The organism is Pandoraea aquatica (genome assembly GCF_902459565.1).
Lineage (GTDB): Bacteria > Pseudomonadota > Gammaproteobacteria > Burkholderiales > Burkholderiaceae > Pandoraea > Pandoraea aquatica.
In genome coordinates this window covers 415,865-435,843 of the sequence record NZ_CABPSN010000002.1, presented here as the reverse complement: position 1 = coordinate 435,843, position 19,979 = coordinate 415,865, and the positions used below count along the sequence as shown (strand labels likewise).

Here is a 19,979-nt window from a genome sequence, read left to right as displayed (position 1 = left end):
TTCACAGCACTGCGCGATGCGAAAGACCGTCCCTACAGTGCTTTCGTCAGCAGCACGGTGGTGAAGCCGCTGTCCCATTCCTCGTCGGGATAGGTGGCCACTTCCCGATACCCATTGCGGACATAAAACGCGCGGCTCTGCACGTTGAACGTGTCGGTCTCGAGTCTTGCCAGCGGGTGGCCGAGCGACCGCATTGTCGCTTCTGCGTGTGCGAGCAGCAACGCACCGACACCGCGTCGCTGCTGAGAAGGTGCCACGTGCAATGCATCGATGAAATCACCCACCACGTGCACCATGCCGACGACATCGTCATCCGACGCGAACGGAACAGCCACCACGAATTCGGGCCAATGCGTCTGCACATAGGCGCGCGTGCGTTCACCGGAAGCGAATGCCGCCGCGACCTCCGGACGCAGCATCGGCGCCCATGTCGTCCGATACGTCTGCATGAGAAGGTTCGTCACGGTATCGATATCGGATTCACGTGCTTCACGCAGCACGATGTCGGAACGATGTTCAGGACCAGGCATTGCGAAGCTTCCTTGCAACGTCGATGTGCACCGTGACGTCACCGACCGGCCCGCGCGGCACATCGTCCTCACGCGGCTTCGGGAAAATGTCGTACAGCGGCAGCATCTTGTCGGACACGAAACGGCTGCGCGTGCCGTACACGTGGCGATCGCCCAGTCCGGTTTGCTGATGGACGTAGAACCGCTGCGGCACGACCAGTTGCAGCGACTCTTTTGCACGTGTCATCGCCACGTAGAGCAGGCGTCGCTCTTCCTCGATGTCTTCGTCGTCGCCAGTGCTCATATCGGACGGAATACAGCCATCGACCACGTTGAGCACGTACACCGAATGCCACTCCTGCCCCTTGGCGCTGTGAATCGTCGACAGGATCAGGTAATCCTCGTCGAGGAGCGGTGGACCGGATTGCGCGCTTGTGGCATCGGGGGGATCGAGCGTCAGCTCGGTCAGGAACTGCTCGCGCGAGCCGTACGTATTGGCGATGCGCGCGAGTTGTTCGAGATCGGCCTGACGCACGGCGGCATCGTCGAAACGTTGCGTGAGCAGCGGCGCGTACCAGCGCAGCGCCAGATCCACGTCTGCCGGCCACGCCAGGCGCATGTCGTGCAGCGTCATAAAGACTTCGACGAACGCTCGCCACTCCGTGGCGGCACCCGACGGTGGCTTGAACTCGGCCAGCACCTGCGCGGGTGTGGCTGACTGCGCCATGGCATCGAGCAACCGCGTAGCGCTCACAGGCCCGATGCCGGGGATCAGTTGCGCGACGCGAAAACCCGACAGACGGCTCGCCGGGTTATGCGCCCACCGCAAGATCGACAGCATGTCCTTCACGTGCGCCGCTTCGAGAAACTTCAATCCCCCGAACTTCACGAACGGAATATTGCGACGAGTAAGCTCCAGCTCCAGCGCCGCACTGTGACTGCCCGTGCGAAACAGCACCGCCTGTTGCGTGAGTCGCGTGCCGGTCTCACGTTGCGCCAGCACCTGATCGGCGACCCAGCGCGCCTGCCCCGATTCGTCGCTCACGTTGACGAGTTGCGGCAACCGGTCCGACGGCCGGTCCGTCCACAACGCCTTCGCGTAGCGCTCGTTCGACTCGGCGATCACGGCGTTGGACGCATCGAGAATCGGCTGCGTCGAACAGTAGTTACGCTCCAGCGTCACCACATGTGCCGGCTCGGCAAACTGGCCCGGGAAATCGAGGATGTTGCGGATCGTCGCCGCGCGAAACGCGTAGATCGATTGCGCGTCGTCGCCCACGACCGTCAGACCGCGCCCGTCCGGTTTCATCGAGAGCAGAATCTGCGCCTGCAAGCGATTGGTGTCCTGATACTCGTCGACGAGCACATGATCGAAGCGCGCATCGAGTTCGCGCGCCAGTTCCGGCGCGCCCATCGTCTCCGCCCAGTACAGCAGCAGGTCGTCGTAATCGAGCACGTGCTGCACTTGCTTCGCATCCACATAGCCGCCGAAAAGCTGCTTGAGTTGCGCCTCCCATTGCGCACACCACGGGAAATGCTTCGCAAGCACTTCGGCCAGCGGTGCCTGACTGTTCACCACGCGCGAGTAGATCGACAGACACGTGCCTTTGAGCGGGAAACGCGACTGCGTGGCGGAAAAACCCATATCGTGCCGGACCAGCCCGAGCAGGTCCTCGGCGTCGCTGCGGTCATGGATGGTGAACGCTTCCGACAGCCCGATGCGCGGCGCGAAATCGCGCAGCAACCGTGCGCCGATCGCATGGAACGTACCTGCCCACGGCAGCGACGGCGGTTGTGTCGACGACAGCCCCAGTACCTTCTGCAACACGGCCCCCACGCGCCGCTCCATTTCCCCGGCAGCACGTCGCGAGAAGGTGAGCAGCAGGATGCGGTTGGGGTCTGCGCCACGCACGATCAGGTTCGCGACCCGGTGCGCGAGCGTACTCGTCTTGCCGGATCCCGCCCCGGCAATCACGAGCAACGGACCGCCAGGCGCGCCATCGTCGCCCACGCCGAAGTCGACGGCTTCACGCTGACGGTCGTTGAGTTCGGCCCACGGATCGCGGGCGGCGGCGGACGGCTGTTCTGACATGCGAGTTGGCGGATGAACGGCGGGAAAACGGGGTTAGGTACGCTCAAAGAGTACTGTATATTTATACATTATAACGATGGGTTTTACGCCCATCGAGCCCCTAGCGAAATTCGGATGAATCCTCGCTGTTTCCCTCGTCGACAGCCCGCCACCCGCCCACGGCCCTTATGACCATCCGCACCGGCACGTCCTCCTGGACCGACCCCACGCTCATCGCGTGCGGACGGTTCTACCCGCCGGGCGTCGTTACACCGGCCGCACGCTTGCGCCATTACGCTTCGCAATTCGATCTGGTCGAGGTCGACAGCAGTTACTACCGGCTACCGGACGCCGACATCGCCTGGCGATGGACGCAACGCACGCCGTCCGCCTTTCGCTTTCACATCAAGGCGTTTCGCGCCTTCACCGGGCACCCCACCCCACTCGCTGCGCTGCCGTCCGATATCGCGCAGGCGTTGTCGTCACATCCGGCGTCGCATCAGGCGCATCGCCATCCCGCAACGCCGGACGGTGCCCAAATTGCTGCTGCCGACATCCCTACGGAGTTACGCGACGAGTTGTGGCGACGCTATCTCGAAGCCGTCGAGCCGTTGCGCCAAAGCGGGCAACTGACGGCCATCCACTTCCAGTTCTCGCCGAGGGTGCAGAACGACCGCGCCGGACGCGCACTCGTTTTCGAGACCGCCCGACGACTGGACGGGGAGCGCCACGCCATCGAATTTCGCCATCGCAGCTGGTTCGATGCCCCCTCGCGCGAGGCCGCGACGCTCGCCATGCTGAGGGAGACGGGCGCAGCGCACACGATCGTCGACAGCCCGTCGGGGTTCGATAACACCGTGCCCGCCGTGTGGGCCACGACGCGCGACGACCTGTGCGTCGTGCGTCTGCACGGGCGCAATGCCGCCGCGTGGAATCGCCGGGGCCTCACGGCGTCGTCGGGCCGCTTCGTCTACGAGTACAGCGCGAGTGAACTGATCGACATCTCTGCTCGCGTTGAACGGATCGCAGCGCTCGTCGACGACACGCATGTGCTCTTCAACACCAATCACGAAGATCAGGGGATGAAGAACGCCTCCGCGTTCGAACGTGCCCTCGCCGATCTGGCCCGCCTGCGTGCTTAAGGGCGACGTGCCTTGCCAGACGATGACGGATTCGCCCTGAGCGCCTTGCGCCACGCCGGCAGATCCGCAAGCCGCGTGCCTTCAGGCACTTCGCCATGTTTGCTGTGACCCACACGTTGCGCGCGATAGATGCCCGTGTGACCGGAACACAAATACGCAAGCACGCACGCGATAGCTGCGTAGCCCCCGATCTGCGGACCGAAAATCTCGATTGCCATTAACGTCGACGCAATGGGTGTATTCGCCGCCCCCGCGAATACGGCGACGAAGCCGATGCCAGCGAGTACTGCCGCCGGGAGCAGCAGCACATGGGACAGCGCATTGCCCATCGTCGCGCCGATGTAGAACAGCGGTGTCACCTCGCCGCCCTTGAATCCGGTTCCGAGCGTGATCACCGTGAAGATCGTCTTGCCGAGAAAGTCGTACCACGGCAGCGATGTCTGGAAAGCGTCGACGATGGTCGGAATACCCAGGCCGAGATACTGCGGCGTCCCCAGCGCCGTGGCCGCCACAGCCACCAGCAAGCCGCCGACGAACGGACGCAGCGGCGCATACGCGATGCGTCGTTTCATGAACGCGGACGTGGCGTGCGTCGCCTGTGCGAACGCCATACCGACCAGCCCGCAAAGCACGCCCGCCGCAGCGGCACTCAAAGCACCGGCAAGCGTGATCGACGGCGCGAACGCCGTCGGCGCAATCGTGTAGACGGTGTGGTGCACGCCCCACGCGTGGGTCACCGCGTCGCCCACGAGGGCAGCTACGAGGCACGGGAGCAAGGCGTCGTAACGCAATCGGCCGATGGCGAGCACTTCGAGGCCGAACACGGCACCCGCGAGGGGCGTGCCGAACACCGACGCAAACCCGGCGGCGATCCCCGACATCAGCAACACACGGCGTTGCTCGCCCGACAAGCGGAAGACGTGCGTCAACTGATCGGCCAGCGCGCCGCCCATTTGCACGGCCGTACCTTCGCGCCCGGCAGAGCCACCGAAGAGATGCGTGACCACCGTACCGAAAAGCACGAGCGGCGCCATGCGCAACGGCACGACCCGTTGCGGATCGTGAATCTCGTCGATCAGCAGGTTGTTGCCTGCTTCGACGCTCGCGCCGAGCCGTAGATAAAGCCAGCCGACCGCAAAACCGGCGACCGGCAACAGCCAGAGCAGCCAGGGGTGGACGAGGCGCGTATTCGTCGCGAGATCCAGCACGACAAGGAACAGCGCCGAGGCACTGCCCGCCATCACGCCGACGAGTGCTGCGAGCGCACTGGCATGCGCGGCGCGCGGCAATACGCCGAACAGATCGCGCAGGGAGGACCACAAAGGAGAATCGCGAAACATCTTCACAGGTTCGAACAGAGATGAACAACGTCGTCGACACATGGCCTGAACGCGAAGGGGAACCGTCTGCGGAATGCGACTTGAGGGGAACGAGAAAAACGCCCGTTCGCATAGCCCGCAACCTCCCGGCACGCCAGGATCTTGCAGGCATCATCAGCCCCGTTGCAGGGCGGTTTGCGAAACGAACGCCGGAGGAATGCCATCTCCGTGCAGCAATCGTGATGCTATCAGGAAGTGCGCGCACTCACAATGCGTGACATTTTTTGGGACGAAATGCCGAACCCGATCGGCGGATTCCGATAAATCGACCAAGTGCCGCTTTTCCCCCGCCCTCGCCCCTAGAATCGGCCTCAGATTCACGGAGGACAGCATGGTGGCGGACAGGGAATATGTGGAGCGGGTGAGGGATTATGGGTGGGAGGACGTCGGTGAGTTGTGGCGAGACGTCAAGCAACGTTCAACGCCCGGATGGGATCCGGGGAAAGCGCTTGAGTATCTGGTGCTGAAGGGGTTTGAGTTGAGTGGAGCGCAGGTCCGATGGCCCTACAGCGTCGACCTTTTCGGAACAAAGAACGTCGAGCAGATCGACGGGGTCGTGTACGTGGCCAACATCGCCGCGATGATCGAATGCAAAGACTATTCGACGCCTGCAAGTCGGGCGAGCCGGAAGTTGGCATACGGTCCCATTGCGAAATTGCAGGGACAGCTCGCGCGGCGTCCTTCTGCCCTGATCGGCTGTCTGTTCACCACGGGAGAATTCAGTCGATCGACGCTTGCGTTGGTCAATTTCACCAAGCCATCGACCATCTTGTGTTGGACCAGTCGCGACATCGACCAATGCGTTCGTCGGAAAGACTTCTCTGAAGCGCTAGAAAGCAAGCTTCGTGCGTGTATCGAAGACGCTACGCATTTCCACATCTCACCAAATCACAGCGGAGCGTGAATATGTTGAAGCGAAATATCGTGTGCCCATCATCGGACGGCGCGAACCTCCTCAAAGCCTGGATACCGCAACACGTTGTGGACTCGTCAATCTTCTATCTGAGCACAAGTCAGACGCTCGCAGACTGCCATGCCGCCCCGATCCTCCGGCAGAACGAACTACAACTTCTGCTGATTCGCAACGCCTATACCTATCATGAGGAACTGATCCTGGACATGGAAGGTGATTCAGAGGAGATGCTGTCTCTGTACTCGTCAGAGCGACGATTCGAAGTAGAGGTCGTGGCGCCTGCGCTTGAATGGATGCTCTTCGAGACACCGGAAATCTTCGAGACAATCTTTCGCGACAAGGCCACGTCCCGGCTTCAGTTAATCGGCTCCTATGAACCTGATCGCGCGATCCGGGAAGCCGGCACAACCGTCAACGACATCATTGCTCGCGTCGACGACAAGACCCGCGAATTGCTCCGCGCGACGCCCACGGCACAGCGAATTCTTAAGCGAATTGAACAGCTCGACGAAAAGGCCTTCACATAAGACAACGGCGAGGATGGTGCATAGCATCATCCTCGCCGTCATCGCCATCGATACAGCATTACCCGATGCGCGTCACTTCTTCCCAGCCTTCACCGCCTTCTCGATGCGCGCACCGACATCCGGATCGACCTGCTTCCAGTAGTCGAACGCGCGCTCCAGTACCGGACTGCGGACACCGCCGAGCAGGGCACCGGAGACGGTTTCAACGAGACGCGTACGGGACGCTTCGTCGAATACGTTGCGCACGAGGTCGCCCGGTTGCGAGAAGTCGTCATCGTCCTTGTGCAGCGTGTAGGCACTGCGGACCATGGCACCGTCGGATTCCCAGCCGTCTTCGGCAGCCCCCGTCTGATCGGCGTACGGACGTCCGCCGCTGTTGGGTACGTACACCGGCGCGTTGCCGCTATGCTCAAAAGCCATGTGACCGTCGAACATATACGTCTGCACCGGCACCTTCGGGCGGTTCACCGGCAGTTGGTGGAAGTTGGTGCCGATGCGATTGCGTTGTGCATCGTTATAAGCGAATGCACGTCCGAGCAACATCTTGTCCGGCGACAGACCAATGCCCGGCACGGTGTTGCCCGGCGAGAACGCCGCTTGCTCGATTTGCGCGAAGAAGTTCTCCGGATTGCGGTTGAGCGTCATCTTGCCCACCTTGATCAGCGGATAGTCCTTGTGCGACCACGTCTTCGTCAGGTCGAACGGATTGAAGCGGTACTGCTTCGCATCTGCGTACGGCATGACCTGCACTGACAGTATCCAGCTCGGGTTATCGCCGCGTGCAATGGCGTCGAACAGATCGCGACGGTGGAAGTCGGCGTCCTGACCGGACATCGTTGCGGCTTCGGCGTTGGAGAAGAACTCCATGCCCTGCTGCGTGTGGAAGTGATACTTGACCCAGAATTTCTCGCCGCTGGCGTTGACCCACATGTAGGTATGCGAACCATATCCGTTCATGTGACGCCAGGTACGCGGCAAGCCACGGTCGCCCATCAGATAGGTCACCTGATGCGCGGACTCCGGATTGTTCGTCCAGAAATCCCACTGCATGTGGTTGTCGCGCAGGCCCGAATCCGGCAGACGCTTCTGGCTGCGAATGAAGTGCGGGAACTTCATCGGGTCGCGCACAAAGAAGACCGGGGTGTTGTTGCCAACGAGGTCGTAATTGCCTTCGTCGGTATAGAACTTGAGGGAGAATCCGCGCACGTCGCGCCAGGTGTCGGGACTACCGGCTTCGCCTGCGACCGTTGAGAAACGCGCGAGCATGTCGACCTTCGCGCCCTTCTTGAACAGCGACGCCTTCGTATAACGGCTCACGTCTTCCGTCGTTTCGAAAATGCCGAAGGCACCTGCACCCTTGGCGTGCGGCTGGCGCTCGGGGACCTTCTCCCGGTTGAAGTGCGCCATTTGTTCGAGGAAATGAACGTCATGCAACAGGAGCGGGCCATCCGCCCCGACCGAAAGCGTGTTTCGGTCGCTTGCCGCCGGTGCACCGGCGCCGGTCGTCGAGCCGGTGTCCGGACGGTCTTTCTCTTTGCTCATACATACCTCCGATATGAAGGTGGGTGGGGAGAGGGAGAGAATAGGAGTCAGCAAAATCGCAAGTGGTTCAAAGCATAATACAAGACGGCGAAATGCACTCCCCGGCATCCGGTGCGTTGAATATTCGTCAACTTGCGATGGATCAAGCTTCCCGGTCTCTCCGTGCCTCTCCCCTCCAAGCCCCGCCCCCCAACCCTCACTATCGCAAGGCTTACAGCGCAGAAAACCCGCCGTCCACCACGATCTCAGCGCCGAGCATGTAGCGCGAATCGTCGCTCGCCAGGAACAGCGCCGCGCGGGCGATATCTTCCGGCGCGCCGAGATGGCCCACGGGAATACGCGACGCAATCTTCTGCTTCGCCTGCGCGACCTGTTCTGCCGAAGCGCCGCCGCGCGCGTGAATCGGTGTGTCCGTCGCACCGGGACTCACGGCGTTCACCCGAATCCTTCGCGACAGCAATTCGCTCGACCACGTCCGCGCCAACGACCGCACGGCCGCTTTCGACGCCGAGAGCAACGACAAGCCGGGCGTGCCGACCTGATTCAGCCATGACGTGTTCAGGATCACAGATGCGCCGTCGCGCAACACGGGCGTCACCGACTGCATCGAAAGGAAGACACCCTTCACGTTGATGTCCATGAGCGTGTCGTACTGCTCGGGCGTAGTGCCGTCGAGCGGTGTGGAGAAAGCGACGCCCGCGTTGGCGAAGAAAACGTCCAGTGCACCGAACGTCTGTTTGACGACATCCTGCATACGCTGCATGTCGTCGACGTGTCGCACATCCGCCTGAATCGTGACGATGCGCTCGCCGAGTTCGGCGCGCACTGCGTCGAGTTTGGCGGCGTCGCGTCCCACGATGGCAACGTGCGCGCCCTCTTCCACGAACAGTCGCGCCGTCGCGAGACCGATGCCACTTGCCGCGCCGGTAATCAGCGCCGTTTTGCCTTCGAGCTTCATTTGCATCCTCCTGACGATGGTTATGCGTGGCGGCCAGCCATCACGCCGCCGTCTACCGGCAGCACCGTGCCGGTGATCCACGAAGCTGCGTCAGAGGCCAGAAACAGAATGGCCTCGGCCACATCGCGCGGCTGGCCGTTGCGGCCAAGGGGGTGAAACGCGTTGAATTGGGGCAGCGTCGCCTTCACCTCGTCGTCGCTCATAAAGGTGTTGTAGACCGGCGTTTCCACAACGCCGGGCGCGACCGTATTGATGCGAATGCTCAACGGCGCAAGCTCGATGGCGAGATTGCGCGTCAGCGCATGCACACCAGCGTTCGCGGCCGAGTAGGCGGACGACGGTGTCGCGCCGACGGCCTGCAAAGCCCACAGCGACCCCGTCTGCACAATCGCACCGCCACCCCGCACCGACATGGCTTTGGCCGCCGCCTGCGCCATGAAGAACTTGCCTTTGAGGATGATGTCGAGGAAGCCGTCGTAATCGGCTTCGGTCAGCGAGAGGAACGCTTTCGGGCGGAACACGCCGGCGTTGTTCACGAGAATGTCCACGCCGCCAAAGGCCGATGTCGCCAGATCCACCAGCGCCTGCGCCGTCTCCGGACGCGCGATGTCGCCCGCCAGATAGCGCACGTTCGCACCACTCGTATCGATCTGCGCGGCCGCCGATTTGAGCTTGGCTTCGTCGCGCCCGCCGATGACGACCTTCGCACCGGCAGCGACGAGTCGCGTCGCCACTTCTTTGCCGATGCCCGAACCACCACCTGTCACGATGGCAACCTTGGAAGAAAAACTATGCATTTGCTGACTCCGGAGAAACGTTGAGGTGTCGCCGGACGGTGCCGCAATCCACGCAATTAGCGAAAATTCCCGTCCTTCGATGACTGCATTGTTCGCCTCGGGCAATCGCTTCACAAATCAGTCATTCTGCGTCGCATCAAAAGAAAATCTTTCTCACAGGGGCTCACATGAAAGCGCCCGTATTCCTGAACGCCTTGCGCGCGTTCGAAGCCAGTGCCCGGCACCAGAGCTTCTCCGCAGCCGCAGGCGAACTGAATGTGACGCCGGCGGCCGTCGGTCAGATGGTCCGCAGTCTCGAAGCGTGGCTCGGCGTGCCGCTCTTCGAGCGCAGCGCGTCGGGGCGAGCGCGACTGGTGCCGACGCAGGCCGCTCAGCGCGCGTTGCCCGATCTGCGCGACGGCTTCGACCGTCTGAATCTGGGATTCGCCAAGTTGCGCGAAGGCTCGACCGTCGGCGTACTGACGGTTGCGGTCAGCCCGGCCTTTGCCGCGAAGTGGCTTTTGCCACGCATCGACCGGTTTCAGACGGCGTGGCCCGACACCGACGTGCGGCTCGACACCAACCTGAAGCCGGTGGATTTCGTCGCACAAGGCATCGATATCGGCGTGCGCTACGGACTTGGCCATTGGCCGGGACTGGTGGCGGAGAAGTTGATGGACGAGGCCGTTTTTCCGGTCTGCGCACCGTCGCTATTGCGTGCGCATCCGGCACTGAAGACGCCAGCGGGATTGAAGGGGATGACGCTGATTCACGACTTGTCCGTCGACCGGAGCACCGGCTACGTGACGTGGCCCGCGTGGTTCGAACGCGCAGGACTCTCGACGCTGGAGACGCGCGCCGGGCTGAAGATCAACAACTCGGCGGCGGTATTGCAGGCGGCGGTCGACGGACACGGCGTTGCGCTCGCGCGCAGCGTGCTCGTGCGCGACGACCTCGCGGCGAACCGTCTGGTACGGCTCTATCCCGAGGTCGATTGTTCGTCGCCGCTCGCGTACTACGTGGTGTATCGCGCCGAGTGCGCCACGCTGCCGCGCCTCGCGGCGTTTCGAGAATGGTTGCAGCAGGAGGTTGCCGCACTGGGCATTGACGGCATTGACGGCACTGACCGCAATGTGCCCAAAGGGATTACGCCGCCAGCGCGCGGCACTGGCAAACCACGCGCTCGAAGCACGCAATCGCAAAATCGACGGACGCCTCGGAAGTAAACCGTCCAAGACTCAGTCGCACGGTGCGGCTCGCCGCTTCGCTGTCCAGCCCGATCGCGCTCAGCACGTGCGACGGTTGCCCGGAGGCCGAATTGCATGCCGACGTCGACGACACCGCGAGATTGCCATTGAGCATGAACGTGAAAAAGCCGGGGTGGCCGATCGTCAGGCTGAGCGTGTGGGGAATGCGACGGGCGTTCGCAGCGTTATGCACCACGCCATCGAGCACCAGCACACCGTCGAGCAGACGACGACTCAGCGCCTCGATACGCACGGTGTCGACCGTCATGTTCTGCATCGCCAACTCGCACGCCGTGCCCATGCCGACGATCTGATGCGTCGCCAGCGTGCCCGAGCGCAGACCGCGCTCATGACCGCCACCGTGCATCTGCGGCGCGATGCGCGACATCGCGTCCTTGCTCACATACAGGGCACCGATGCCCTTCGGGCCATACACCTTGTGCGCCGACATCGACAGCATGTCGATGCCCATGGCCTTCACGTCGATGGGGGTCTTGCCGAGCGCCTGCGCGGCGTCCACGTGCAGCAGCGCGCCTGCGGCATGCACGACCTTCGCGATGGCCGCGACGTCGGTCAGCGTCCCCAGCTCGTTGTTCACAAGCATGACCGACACCAACCCCGTATCCGGACGCAGCGCCGCCGCCACGATGTCCGCCGTAATCTCGCCGGTCGCCGAGGGCTTCAGATAGGTGACGGGTGCCCCGCGCTTTTCCAGACACGCCATCGTGTCGAGAATCGCTTTGTGCTCCAGCACGCTGGTGATCAGATGCGGGCGCGCCTGCCCCAACTCGGCATATCCCTTGAGCGCGAGATTGTTCGATTCGGTCGCGCCGGATGTCCAGACGATTTCAGCCGCATCGGCACCGATCAACGACGCGACCTGCGAACGCGAGCGCTCCACGAGACGGCGAGCGCTCACGCCTGCCGAATGCGAACTGGATGCGGGATTACCGAAAACGCCGTCGATGCCCAGACAGTCGGCCATCGCCGCGATAACGGCCGCGTCCGCCGGCGTTGTCGCCGCGTAATCGAAGTAGTGAAGTGTTTCGTTCTCGCGCATGATCGGCCCCCGCCAAAAAAGAGTGCATCGATCGTACGCGCGGGAGTGGGGAAAAGGCTTGCAGAATTACCCGTCGTTATGACGTTTCGTGGAATATCCTTCCCACAAAACCATATAACGAGAAAATTTCATCCACGAAACGTTAGTCAGCCTCATTCACCGGGAACCGGACGGTGACCTCCAGACCGCCCCCCGGGGCTTCGCCGAGCGTTACGACGGCGTGATGTTTGCGTGCGATTTCCTTGACGATAGCGAGTCCGAGCCCGGAGCCGTCGGCGGTGGATTGGGTGAGCGCCGTGGACTCGCGGCGATAGAAGCGTTCGAACACGGCGTCGCGCTCGTGCGCCGGAATGCCGGGGCCGTTGTCGACGATCTGAAGCATCGGCCCGTCGAGATTGTCCTGCGCGCCATTCGCAGCGCCCTCGACGCTTGCGCTACCCGCGCTGTCCACATGCCCCGTCCGCCCGCCGCGCCGCGTACGCACGGTGATAATCGCACCGTCCCCTGCATAACGAATGGCGTTGTCGATCAGGTTGCCGCACAACTCCGCGAGCAACTCACGTTGCGCCAGTACGGTCACAGGACCGTCGTGCTCGAAGCCGAGATCGATCCCCCTCGAACGGGCCACCGGCGACCAGTCGAGCGTGACGCTGCGCGCCGTCTCGTCGAGCCGCGTGGGCACCACCGCCACGGGCGGACCGTCCTCCGCTTCCAGACGCGACAGCGAGAGCAACTGCCGCACGCTCTTCGCCGCCTGCTTCACCGCCTGATTGAGACGTTCCACACGCTCACGCGCCTGCGCGCTCAACGATTCGCGCAGCGTCAGCTCGGACTCCGCCTGAATGATCGCCAGCGGCGTCTTCAACTGATGCGCGGCGTCTGCAAAGAAGCGCTGACGCGACGCCTGCATGCGCCCCACCCGTCCCACGTACTGATTGATGGACTCGACGAGCGGCTTGACCTCGGTCGGCAGATCGACGTTTTCGAGCGGCGTCGTGTCGTCCTCCTCGCGCGCGGCGACCTTGGCCGAGAGCCGGTTGAGCGGACGCAGGCCACGCGTCACACCGAGCCACACAATCGCGAGCGCCAACACCACCAGCAGCACTTCCTGCTGAAGCGCGCCGGTCAGAATCTGGCGGGCAAGCTCGTGACGCGCCTCCGTCGTCTCGCCGACCACGATCCACACGACGCGCGTCTTCGCGTTCGGCACGTCGTGGACCGGCAACTGAAGTGCGCCCATGCGCAACGTCTCACCGCGATACGTCGCGTCGTAAAACGCTGTGTGATACGGCTCCGGCGCAAGGCGTGCGGGCGGCAACGGCAGGTCGTGATACCCCGTGACGGCACGGCCATCGTTGTCGCCGCCCGCCACGCCGTCGCCACCCTCACGAATCACGTAGTAGATCTTGCCGCCACGATCCGACTCGAACATCTCCAGCGCGAGATACGGCAGATTGACCTGCACCTCGCCGTCGATCAGTTGCGTGCCTTCGCGAATCGACTTGATCGAGAACTCCAGCGAGCGGTCGAACGCCGAGTTGGCCGCGCTCATCGCACGCTGATACGTCAGCCACGTGTCGAGCGCGAGCAGCCCCAGCAACGGGAACAGCAGCCAGAGCGCCAGTTGGCGGCGAAGATTCGGTTGCGGCATGCGGTGACGGAACGTCCGAAGTCAGTCGACGGAAGGTGCGGGCGGTGCTGAGGGTGCTGGGGGAGCAACATCCGCCTTCTCTTCCAGCAGATACCCCAGCCCGCGCAACGTGACGATCGCCACGCGGCTGCCTTCGAGCTTCTTGCGCAGACGGTAGACGTAGATCTCGATGGCGTCCGGATTCACGGACTCGTCGATGCCGAAGAGCTTCTCCGACAGCGCTTCCTTGTTGATGGCGCGTCCGCTGCGCAGGATCAGCACTTCGAGCACGGCGCGCTCTCGCTTGGTCAGCGCAAGCAGCTCGCCATCCAGACGAAAGCTGCGCTCCACGCCGTCGAACACCAGCGGCCCGCACGTCACATCCGCGCTTTCGTGATGCTGAGAACGACGGATCAACGCGCGCGCACGCGCTTCCAGCTCATCGAGTTCGAACGGTTTTGAAAGATAATCGTCGGCCCCGAGATTGAGGCCTTTCACGCGATCTTCGAGCGAGCCGTGCGCGGTGAGGATCAGCACCGGCACCCGATTGCGGCGTGCGCGCAGCCGACGCAGGATCTCGAGTCCGTCCAGACGCGGCAGCCCCAGATCGAGAATCACGAGCGAATACTCCTGCGTGCGCAGCACGTGATCGGCCGCTTCGCCGTCGTGCATGCAATCGACGGCGAAGTTCGCCTGCGTCAGCGCTTCGGAGAGCGATTTGGCCAGACTCGGATTGTCTTCGACAAGCAGGATGCGCATGAGAACTAGGGAAATCCATGACCCCAAAATCGGGGCTCCGGCCGGATTCGACACGAAATCGAAAGCGAATTGAAAGTTTCGGCAAATTAACATGCGCCACGCGAAAACGACAAACCCCTTGCAAGGGGTCCTCCGGAGGATGACATGAAGCAAACGACAATGCCCCGCGCCCTGCTTGCGACGACGCTTGGTGCAGCACTCTTCTCGGCAGCGCTCTCCGCCGCCCATGCGCAGGTGCCCGCCGGCTATCCGGCGAACTATCAGGCCACCATCGACGGTGCCAAGAAGGAAGGCAAGCTGATCGTCTACTCGGTGACGGACACCGCGCTGGTGCGCCCGCTCATCAAGGACTTCGAGTCGATGTACGGCATCAAGGTCGAGTACAACGACATGAACAGCACGGAGCTGTACAACCGCTACATCAGCGAGTACGCCGCGAACAGCACCAGCGCCGACGTGCTCTGGAGCTCCGCCATGGACCTCCAGGTCAAGCTCGTGAACGACGGCACCATGGCGAGCTACGAGTCGCCCGAAGCCGCTCACATTCCGCAATGGGCGCAGTACCAGAAGCAGGCCTACGGCACGACATACGAGCCGCTCGCCATCGTCTACAACAAGCGCCTGTTGCCGGCGGGTGAAGTGCCGCAAACGCGTATGGAACTGATCAAGCTGTTGCAGACGAATGCCGCCAAGTTCAAGGGCAAGGTCACGACCTACGACATCGAAAAGTCGGGCGTGGGCTTCAACTACCTGACGCAGGACGTGCGCGTGAACCCGGAAGTGACGTGGGAACTCGTCGGCGCGATGGGCGCACTCAACCCCAAGCTGCAATCGAGCACGGGCGCGATGATGGAGCGCATCTCGTCGGGTGAAAACCTGATCGGATACAACATTCTCGGCTCGTACGCGTTTGCCAAGGCGAAGAAGGATCCGTCCATCGGCTACGTCTATCCGCGTGACTACACGCAGGTCGTGAGCCGTCTCGTGACGATCTCCAGGCAGTCAAAGAACCCGAACGCCGCCAAGCTGTGGGTCGACTATCTGCTCTCCAAGCGCGGTCAGACGCTGCTCGCCAATCAGGCCAACCTGTTCTCGATCCGTGCGGACGTCGACGGCGAAACCTCGATGGCGAACCTCACGCAGCAACTCGGCGCAGCGCTCAAGCCGATTCCTATCGGCGCTGGCCTGCTCGTCTATCTGGATCAGTCGAAGCGCCTTGAATTCCTCAAGCGCTGGCAGCAGTCGATCAAGCGTTGATACGCGAGCGCCGACGCTACTGCATCCGTACTCAGTTTTTCTAAGCCACAGGCCTCAAGTTCGGCAGCCGCGCCCTTGCCTCGTCTCCTGACGACGTAACGCGCGGCTCGCCTCTCCCCAAGCCTTTCTCGATATGCGCCCTGCGGGGTGCAGGGAGACCCTCATGCTGTCGTCCTCTACTGCCAACCGCGCTGAGGCACCTGCCGGCCCCACGCCTGCGGGTTCCGCCCCTCACGTGGCGCCCCCCTGGCGCGCGCTCGCGGCCACCTCGCGCTGGCTCGTCATCACCGTGCTCACGATTGCGGTGTTGCTGCCCCTGTCGTTCATCGTGTTGCAGAGCCTGCTCTCCGCTCCGTTTTTCGACGCCAGCCGCACGTTCGGCATCGACGGCTACCGCTTCATCTTCACCGATCCCGACTTCTGGTCGGCCGTGAAGAACTCTTTCATCATCGCATTCGGGATGCTGTTCATCTCGATCCCGTTCGGCGGCATTCTCGCCTTCCTGATGGTGCGCACCGACCTGCCCGGCCGTCGTTGGCTCGAACCTCTGCTGCTCACGCCGGTGTTCGTCTCGCCGATGGTGCTCGCGTTCGGTTATGTGGTCGCTGCCGGCCCGGTCGGCTTCTACTCGGTGTGGTTCCGCGAACTGACGGGCCTCGACGCCCCGTGGTCGGTCTACTCGATCTTCGCCATCACCGTGATCGTGGGCCTCACGCACGTGCCGCACGTCTACCTGTACTCGTCGGCCGCGCTGCGTAATCTCGGCTCCGACGTCGAAGAAGCCGCCCGCGTGGCCGGTGCTCGCCCGTTCCGCGTGGCGCTCGACGTCAGCCTGCCGATGACCATGCCTGCGCTGCTGTTCGCAGGCGTGCTCGTGTTCTTCCTCGGTTTCGAAGTCTTCGGTCTGCCGCTGGTGCTCGGCGATCCCGAAGGCCATCTGGTGCTCGCCACGTACCTCTACAAGCTGACCAACAAGCTCGGCGTGCCGTCGTATCACCTGATGGCGGCCGTGGCGATGTGCATCGTGGCCATCACCTTCCCGCTCGTGCTGTTGCAACGCCACCTGCTCAAGCGTGCAAACAAGTTCGTGACGGTCAAGGGCAAGGCCGGACGTCAGACAGTGTTGCCGTTGGGCATCTGGCGCTGGATCGCGCTGGCTATCGTGGCCGTGTGGCTGATCGTGACGGTGTTCGTGCCGATCTCCGGCATCGTGCTGCGCTCGTTCGTCACGCACTGGGGCGAAGGCGTCGCGCTCGGCGAAGTGCTCACGCTCGCGAACTTCACCGAGCTGTTCGAGCAGGACAACCTCGTGCGCGCCATCCTCAACACGCTGGGTATCGGTGTGATCGGCGGGGCGCTGGCCGTGGGCTTCTACTCGCTCGTCGCCTTTGCCGGTCATCGCCGCAACGACTGGGCCGCGAAGCTGCTCGACTACCTCGTGCTGTTGCCGCGCGCCGTGCCGGGCCTGCTCGCCGGTCTCGCGTTCCTGTGGATCTTCCTTTTCGTGCCGGGACTGCGCGAGCTGAAGAACTCGATGTGGAGCATATGGGTGGCCTACACGGTGGTGTGGCTCGCCTACGGCATGCGTCTTATCCAGAGCGCACTGCTGCAAGTCGGCCCCGAGCTGGAAGAAGCCGGGCGCAGCGTGGGCGGCACGCGTAGCCGTGTGAGTCTCGACGTCACGCTGCCGCTGGTGCGCTTCGGTCTGCTCGCCGCGTGGCTGCTCATCTTCATGATTTTCGAGCGCGAATACTCGACGGCCGTCTACCTGCTCTCGCCGGGCACGGAAGTCATCGGTTCGCTGCTCGTGTCGCTGTGGGCGACCGGCGCGGTCGATCAGGTCGCCGCGCTCTCTGTCATCAACATCGCGATGGTCGGCGCCGGTCTGGGCGTGGCGTTGCGCTTCGGAGTCAAATTGCATGGATAAGCTCATCGTCGACAACCTCTTTCTGAGCTACGGCGCCAACCCCATCCTCAAGGGGGTGTCGTTCGAACTCAAGGCCGGTGAAGTCGTGTGTCTGCTGGGTGCGTCGGGTAGCGGCAAGACCACCTTGCTGCGTGCCGTGGCCGGCCTCGAGCAACCGTCGCAAGGCCGCATCGCGCTCGACGATCAGGTCTTCTTCGACGGCGGCAAAGGCGTCGATTGCCCGGTCGAGCAGCGCTCGCTCGGTCTGGTGTTCCAGTCGTACGCGCTGTGGCCGCACCGCACCGTGGCGGACAACGTCGGCTACGGCCTGAAGCTGCGCAAAGTGGGCGCAGCGGAGCGTCGCGAACGGGTGCAGAACGCCCTCGACCAGCTGGGCCTCGGTCATCTCGCCGAGCGCTTCCCGTTCCAGCTCTCGGGTGGTCAGCAGCAACGCGTCGCCATTGCGCGTGCGCTCGTCTACAACCCGCCGGTCATTCTGCTCGACGAACCGCTCTCGAACCTCGACGCCAAGCTGCGCGAGGAAGCCCGTGCGTGGTTGCGTGAGCTGATCGTCTCGCTGGGCCTGTCGGCGCTGTGCGTCACGCACGATCAGACCGAAGCCATGGCGATGTCGGACCGCATTCTGCTGCTGCGCAACGGCCGCATCGAGCAGGAAGGCACGCCGGCGGAACTCTACGGATCGCCGCGCTCGCTCTATACCGCGGAATTCATGGGCAGCAATAACCGGATCGACGCTAAGGTCAGCACCGTGGACGGCGATCTCGTCACGCTGGCGGGCGACGGCTTCGCACTGCAAGCGCGCGCACGCGACACGCTCGCACCGGGGCAAGACGCGCAAGCCGTCATCCGCCTGGAGCGCGTGCAGGTGGCCGACGGCCCGGGCCACAACCGCGTGAACGCCCAACTCGTCACGTCGATGTATCTCGGCGACCGCTGGGAGTACCTGTTCCATTGCGGCGCGCTGCGCTTCCGTGCGTTCGGGCACGTCCCGCGTGAACCCGGCAACCACTGGGTGGAATTCCCGGCCAACGACTGCTGGGCGTTCGCGCAATCGAACGGCTAAGGGAGACATCGCCACGCAGGCACGCTTTTCATGCGACGCGCGGGCGCTCTCCCGCGCAACACCACGAGAAAGAGAAGAGAGGAGACAACAATGAAACGAAGCAGTATGGCGCGCGCCGCGCTGATCGCTGTGGGCGCACTGGCCGCGCAGGCGCACGCCCAATCGAACGTGACGATTTACGGGATCGTCGACGCCGGTGTCGAGTATGTGAATCACGCCGCCGACAACGGCGGTGCAATGCGTGCGGTCTCGGGCGGCAAAAACACGTCGCGCTTCGGCTTCAAGGGCACCGAAGATCTCGGTGGCGATCTCAAGGCCGTGTTCAACCTCGAGAGCGGTATCAATGTCGTAAATGGCCAGTTCGACGACGGCCCCGGCGCGATCTTCGACCGCCGTGCCACCGTCGGTCTGGCGCACAAGAAGTGGGGCCAGTTCACGCTCGGTCGCACGTTCACCACGACTTACGACTACATGCTCCAGTTCGACCCGATGGGCTACGCGCCGAACTACTCGTGGGCGACGAGTGCAACGGCCACCGGTGGACGCAAGGACGGCCTGTTCTCCCGCTCGGCCAACGCTGTGCGCTACGACGGCGAGTTCAATGGTCTGAAACTCGGTGCAATGTATGGCTTCGGCAACGTGGCCGACAGCATGAAGACGTCGTCGAAGTACGACTTTGCCATCGGTTACGAGAACGGTCCGTTCGCCGTCGTCGCCACGTACGACCGTCAGAACGGCGCGGGCAATAGCGTGACGCCGGCCGACACGACGGACTACATTCAGGGGATTCACGCCGGTGCGAGCTATCGCTTCGGCGGGGCCAAGATCATGGCCGGGTATCGCAACTACAAGAAGACGTTCGTGACCGCAGGCACTGCGTCGCTGCGCAGCGACATGTACTGGCTGGGCGCGTCGTACGACTTCACCCCGGCGTTCACGCTGTATGGCGCGATCTACCATCAGGACATCAAGGACGCGAGCGACGCCGATCCGACGCTCATCTCCCTGCGCGCGCAGTATGCGATGTCCAAGCGCACGGCGCTGTATCTGTCCGGTGGCTACGCATTTGCTAAGCACGGCCAGAAGGTCAGCCTCTCGCGCGACCTGACGGGTGCAGCAGACACGCAGGTCGGCGTGACGGCGGGCATCCAGCATCGCTTCTAAAACGCCGTAGCGACGTTTCCCATCGCTTCAAATTGCTTTAAACCGCTTCACATCG

General features: G+C 63.1%; 16 protein-coding genes, 1 pseudogene and 1 riboswitch. Of the genes and pseudogenes, 8 read left to right on the top strand and 9 right to left on the bottom strand.

Going from position 1 to position 19,979, the window contains the following annotated elements:
* Positions 1 to 32 precede the first annotated feature (32 nt).
* Both PAQ31011_RS07445 and PAQ31011_RS07440 read right to left on the bottom strand, forming a co-directional pair.
* A complete protein-coding gene (locus tag PAQ31011_RS07445; protein ID WP_150575218.1) occupies positions 33 to 530 on the bottom strand; it encodes a GNAT family N-acetyltransferase in 498 nt (165 codons plus the stop codon).
* Entirely contained in the window at positions 517 to 2,601 is a 2,085-nt protein-coding gene (locus PAQ31011_RS07440) for an ATP-dependent helicase (RefSeq protein WP_150575217.1), read from the bottom strand. The genes PAQ31011_RS07445 and PAQ31011_RS07440 overlap by 14 nt, the downstream gene beginning before the upstream one ends.
* A gap of 167 nt (positions 2,602 to 2,768) precedes the next feature.
* Here PAQ31011_RS07440 and PAQ31011_RS07435 point away from each other — a divergent pair, with 167 nt between their 5' ends.
* The gene (locus tag PAQ31011_RS07435) at positions 2,769 to 3,722 is read left to right on the top strand and encodes a DUF72 domain-containing protein (RefSeq protein ID WP_150575216.1); all 954 of its coding nucleotides are present in this window, start codon (positions 2,769 to 2,771) and stop codon (positions 3,720 to 3,722) included.
* Here the strand turns inward: PAQ31011_RS07435 and PAQ31011_RS07430 are convergent.
* Positions 3,719 to 5,062 carry a voltage-gated chloride channel family protein gene (locus PAQ31011_RS07430; protein WP_246179433.1) on the bottom strand — a complete coding sequence of 448 codons (1,344 nt, stop codon included), beginning with the start codon at positions 5,060 to 5,062 and terminating at the stop codon, positions 3,719 to 3,721. The genes PAQ31011_RS07435 and PAQ31011_RS07430 overlap by 4 nt on opposite strands.
* 137 nt (positions 5,063 to 5,199) lie before the next feature.
* Positions 5,200 to 5,278: riboswitch (Fluoride riboswitch) on the bottom strand.
* Between the two features lie 154 nt (positions 5,279 to 5,432).
* Here PAQ31011_RS07430 and PAQ31011_RS07425 point away from each other — a divergent pair.
* The gene (locus tag PAQ31011_RS07425; RefSeq protein ID WP_150575215.1) at positions 5,433 to 6,005 is read left to right on the top strand and encodes a hypothetical protein; all 573 of its coding nucleotides are present in this window, start codon (positions 5,433 to 5,435) and stop codon (positions 6,003 to 6,005) included.
* A gap of 2 nt (positions 6,006 to 6,007) precedes the next feature.
* On the top strand, positions 6,008 to 6,541 hold the full coding sequence (locus tag PAQ31011_RS07420; protein ID WP_150575214.1) for a hypothetical protein: 534 nt from the start codon (positions 6,008 to 6,010) through the stop codon (positions 6,539 to 6,541).
* Positions 6,542 to 6,613: 72 nt separating this feature from the next.
* On the opposite strand, the gene PAQ31011_RS07415 is transcribed toward PAQ31011_RS07420, so the two are convergent.
* The 3 genes from PAQ31011_RS07415 to PAQ31011_RS07405 form a co-directional block, all read right to left on the bottom strand.
* Complete coding sequence (locus tag PAQ31011_RS07415; RefSeq protein WP_150575213.1) at positions 6,614 to 8,083, bottom strand: catalase; 1,470 nt, start codon at positions 8,081 to 8,083, stop codon at positions 6,614 to 6,616.
* 211 nt (positions 8,084 to 8,294) lie between these two features.
* On the bottom strand, positions 8,295 to 9,041 hold the full coding sequence (locus PAQ31011_RS07410) for an SDR family oxidoreductase (RefSeq protein ID WP_150575212.1): 747 nt from the start codon (positions 9,039 to 9,041) through the stop codon (positions 8,295 to 8,297).
* 20 nt (positions 9,042 to 9,061) lie between these two features.
* Positions 9,062 to 9,838 (bottom strand): SDR family NAD(P)-dependent oxidoreductase, encoded by a 777-nt coding sequence (locus PAQ31011_RS07405; RefSeq protein ID WP_150575211.1) that lies wholly within the window; start codon positions 9,836 to 9,838, stop codon positions 9,062 to 9,064.
* A gap of 167 nt (positions 9,839 to 10,005) precedes the next feature.
* Between PAQ31011_RS07405 and gcvA the strand changes: the two genes are divergently transcribed.
* Complete coding sequence (gene gcvA, locus PAQ31011_RS07400; RefSeq protein WP_150575210.1) at positions 10,006 to 11,043, top strand: transcriptional regulator GcvA; 1,038 nt, start codon at positions 10,006 to 10,008, stop codon at positions 11,041 to 11,043.
* On the opposite strand, the pseudogene PAQ31011_RS07395 reads toward gcvA, so the two are convergent.
* The 3 genes and pseudogenes from PAQ31011_RS07395 to PAQ31011_RS07385 form a co-directional block, all read right to left on the bottom strand.
* Positions 10,967 to 12,124: pseudogene (locus tag PAQ31011_RS07395) on the bottom strand (cysteine desulfurase family protein); the annotation flags it as partial. The gene gcvA and the pseudogene PAQ31011_RS07395 sit on opposite strands and share 77 nt — an antisense overlap.
* Positions 12,125 to 12,266: 142 nt before the next feature.
* Entirely contained in the window at positions 12,267 to 13,775 is a 1,509-nt protein-coding gene (locus PAQ31011_RS07390; protein WP_150575208.1) for a sensor histidine kinase, read from the bottom strand.
* Between the two features lie 21 nt (positions 13,776 to 13,796).
* Positions 13,797 to 14,513 (bottom strand): response regulator, encoded by a 717-nt coding sequence (locus PAQ31011_RS07385; protein WP_150575207.1) that lies wholly within the window; start codon positions 14,511 to 14,513, stop codon positions 13,797 to 13,799.
* 159 nt (positions 14,514 to 14,672) lie between these two features.
* On the opposite strand from PAQ31011_RS07385, the gene PAQ31011_RS07380 reads away from it, so the two are divergent.
* The 4 genes from PAQ31011_RS07380 (at position 14,673) to PAQ31011_RS07365 (ending at position 19,924) form a co-directional block, all read left to right on the top strand.
* Positions 14,673 to 15,770 carry an ABC transporter substrate-binding protein gene (locus PAQ31011_RS07380; RefSeq protein ID WP_150575800.1) on the top strand — a complete coding sequence of 366 codons (1,098 nt, stop codon included), beginning with the start codon at positions 14,673 to 14,675 and terminating at the stop codon, positions 15,768 to 15,770.
* 163 nt (positions 15,771 to 15,933) lie between these two features.
* Complete coding sequence (locus PAQ31011_RS07375) at positions 15,934 to 17,697, top strand: ABC transporter permease (protein WP_150575206.1); 1,764 nt, start codon at positions 15,934 to 15,936, stop codon at positions 17,695 to 17,697.
* Complete coding sequence (locus PAQ31011_RS07370) at positions 17,690 to 18,760, top strand: ABC transporter ATP-binding protein (protein ID WP_150575205.1); 1,071 nt, start codon at positions 17,690 to 17,692, stop codon at positions 18,758 to 18,760. The genes PAQ31011_RS07375 and PAQ31011_RS07370 overlap by 8 nt, the downstream gene beginning before the upstream one ends.
* 90 nt (positions 18,761 to 18,850) lie before the next feature.
* Positions 18,851 to 19,924, top strand: a complete 1,074-nt coding sequence (locus PAQ31011_RS07365; RefSeq protein WP_150575204.1) for a porin — start codon at positions 18,851 to 18,853, stop codon at positions 19,922 to 19,924.
* The last annotated feature ends 55 nt before the right edge of the window (positions 19,925 to 19,979 follow it).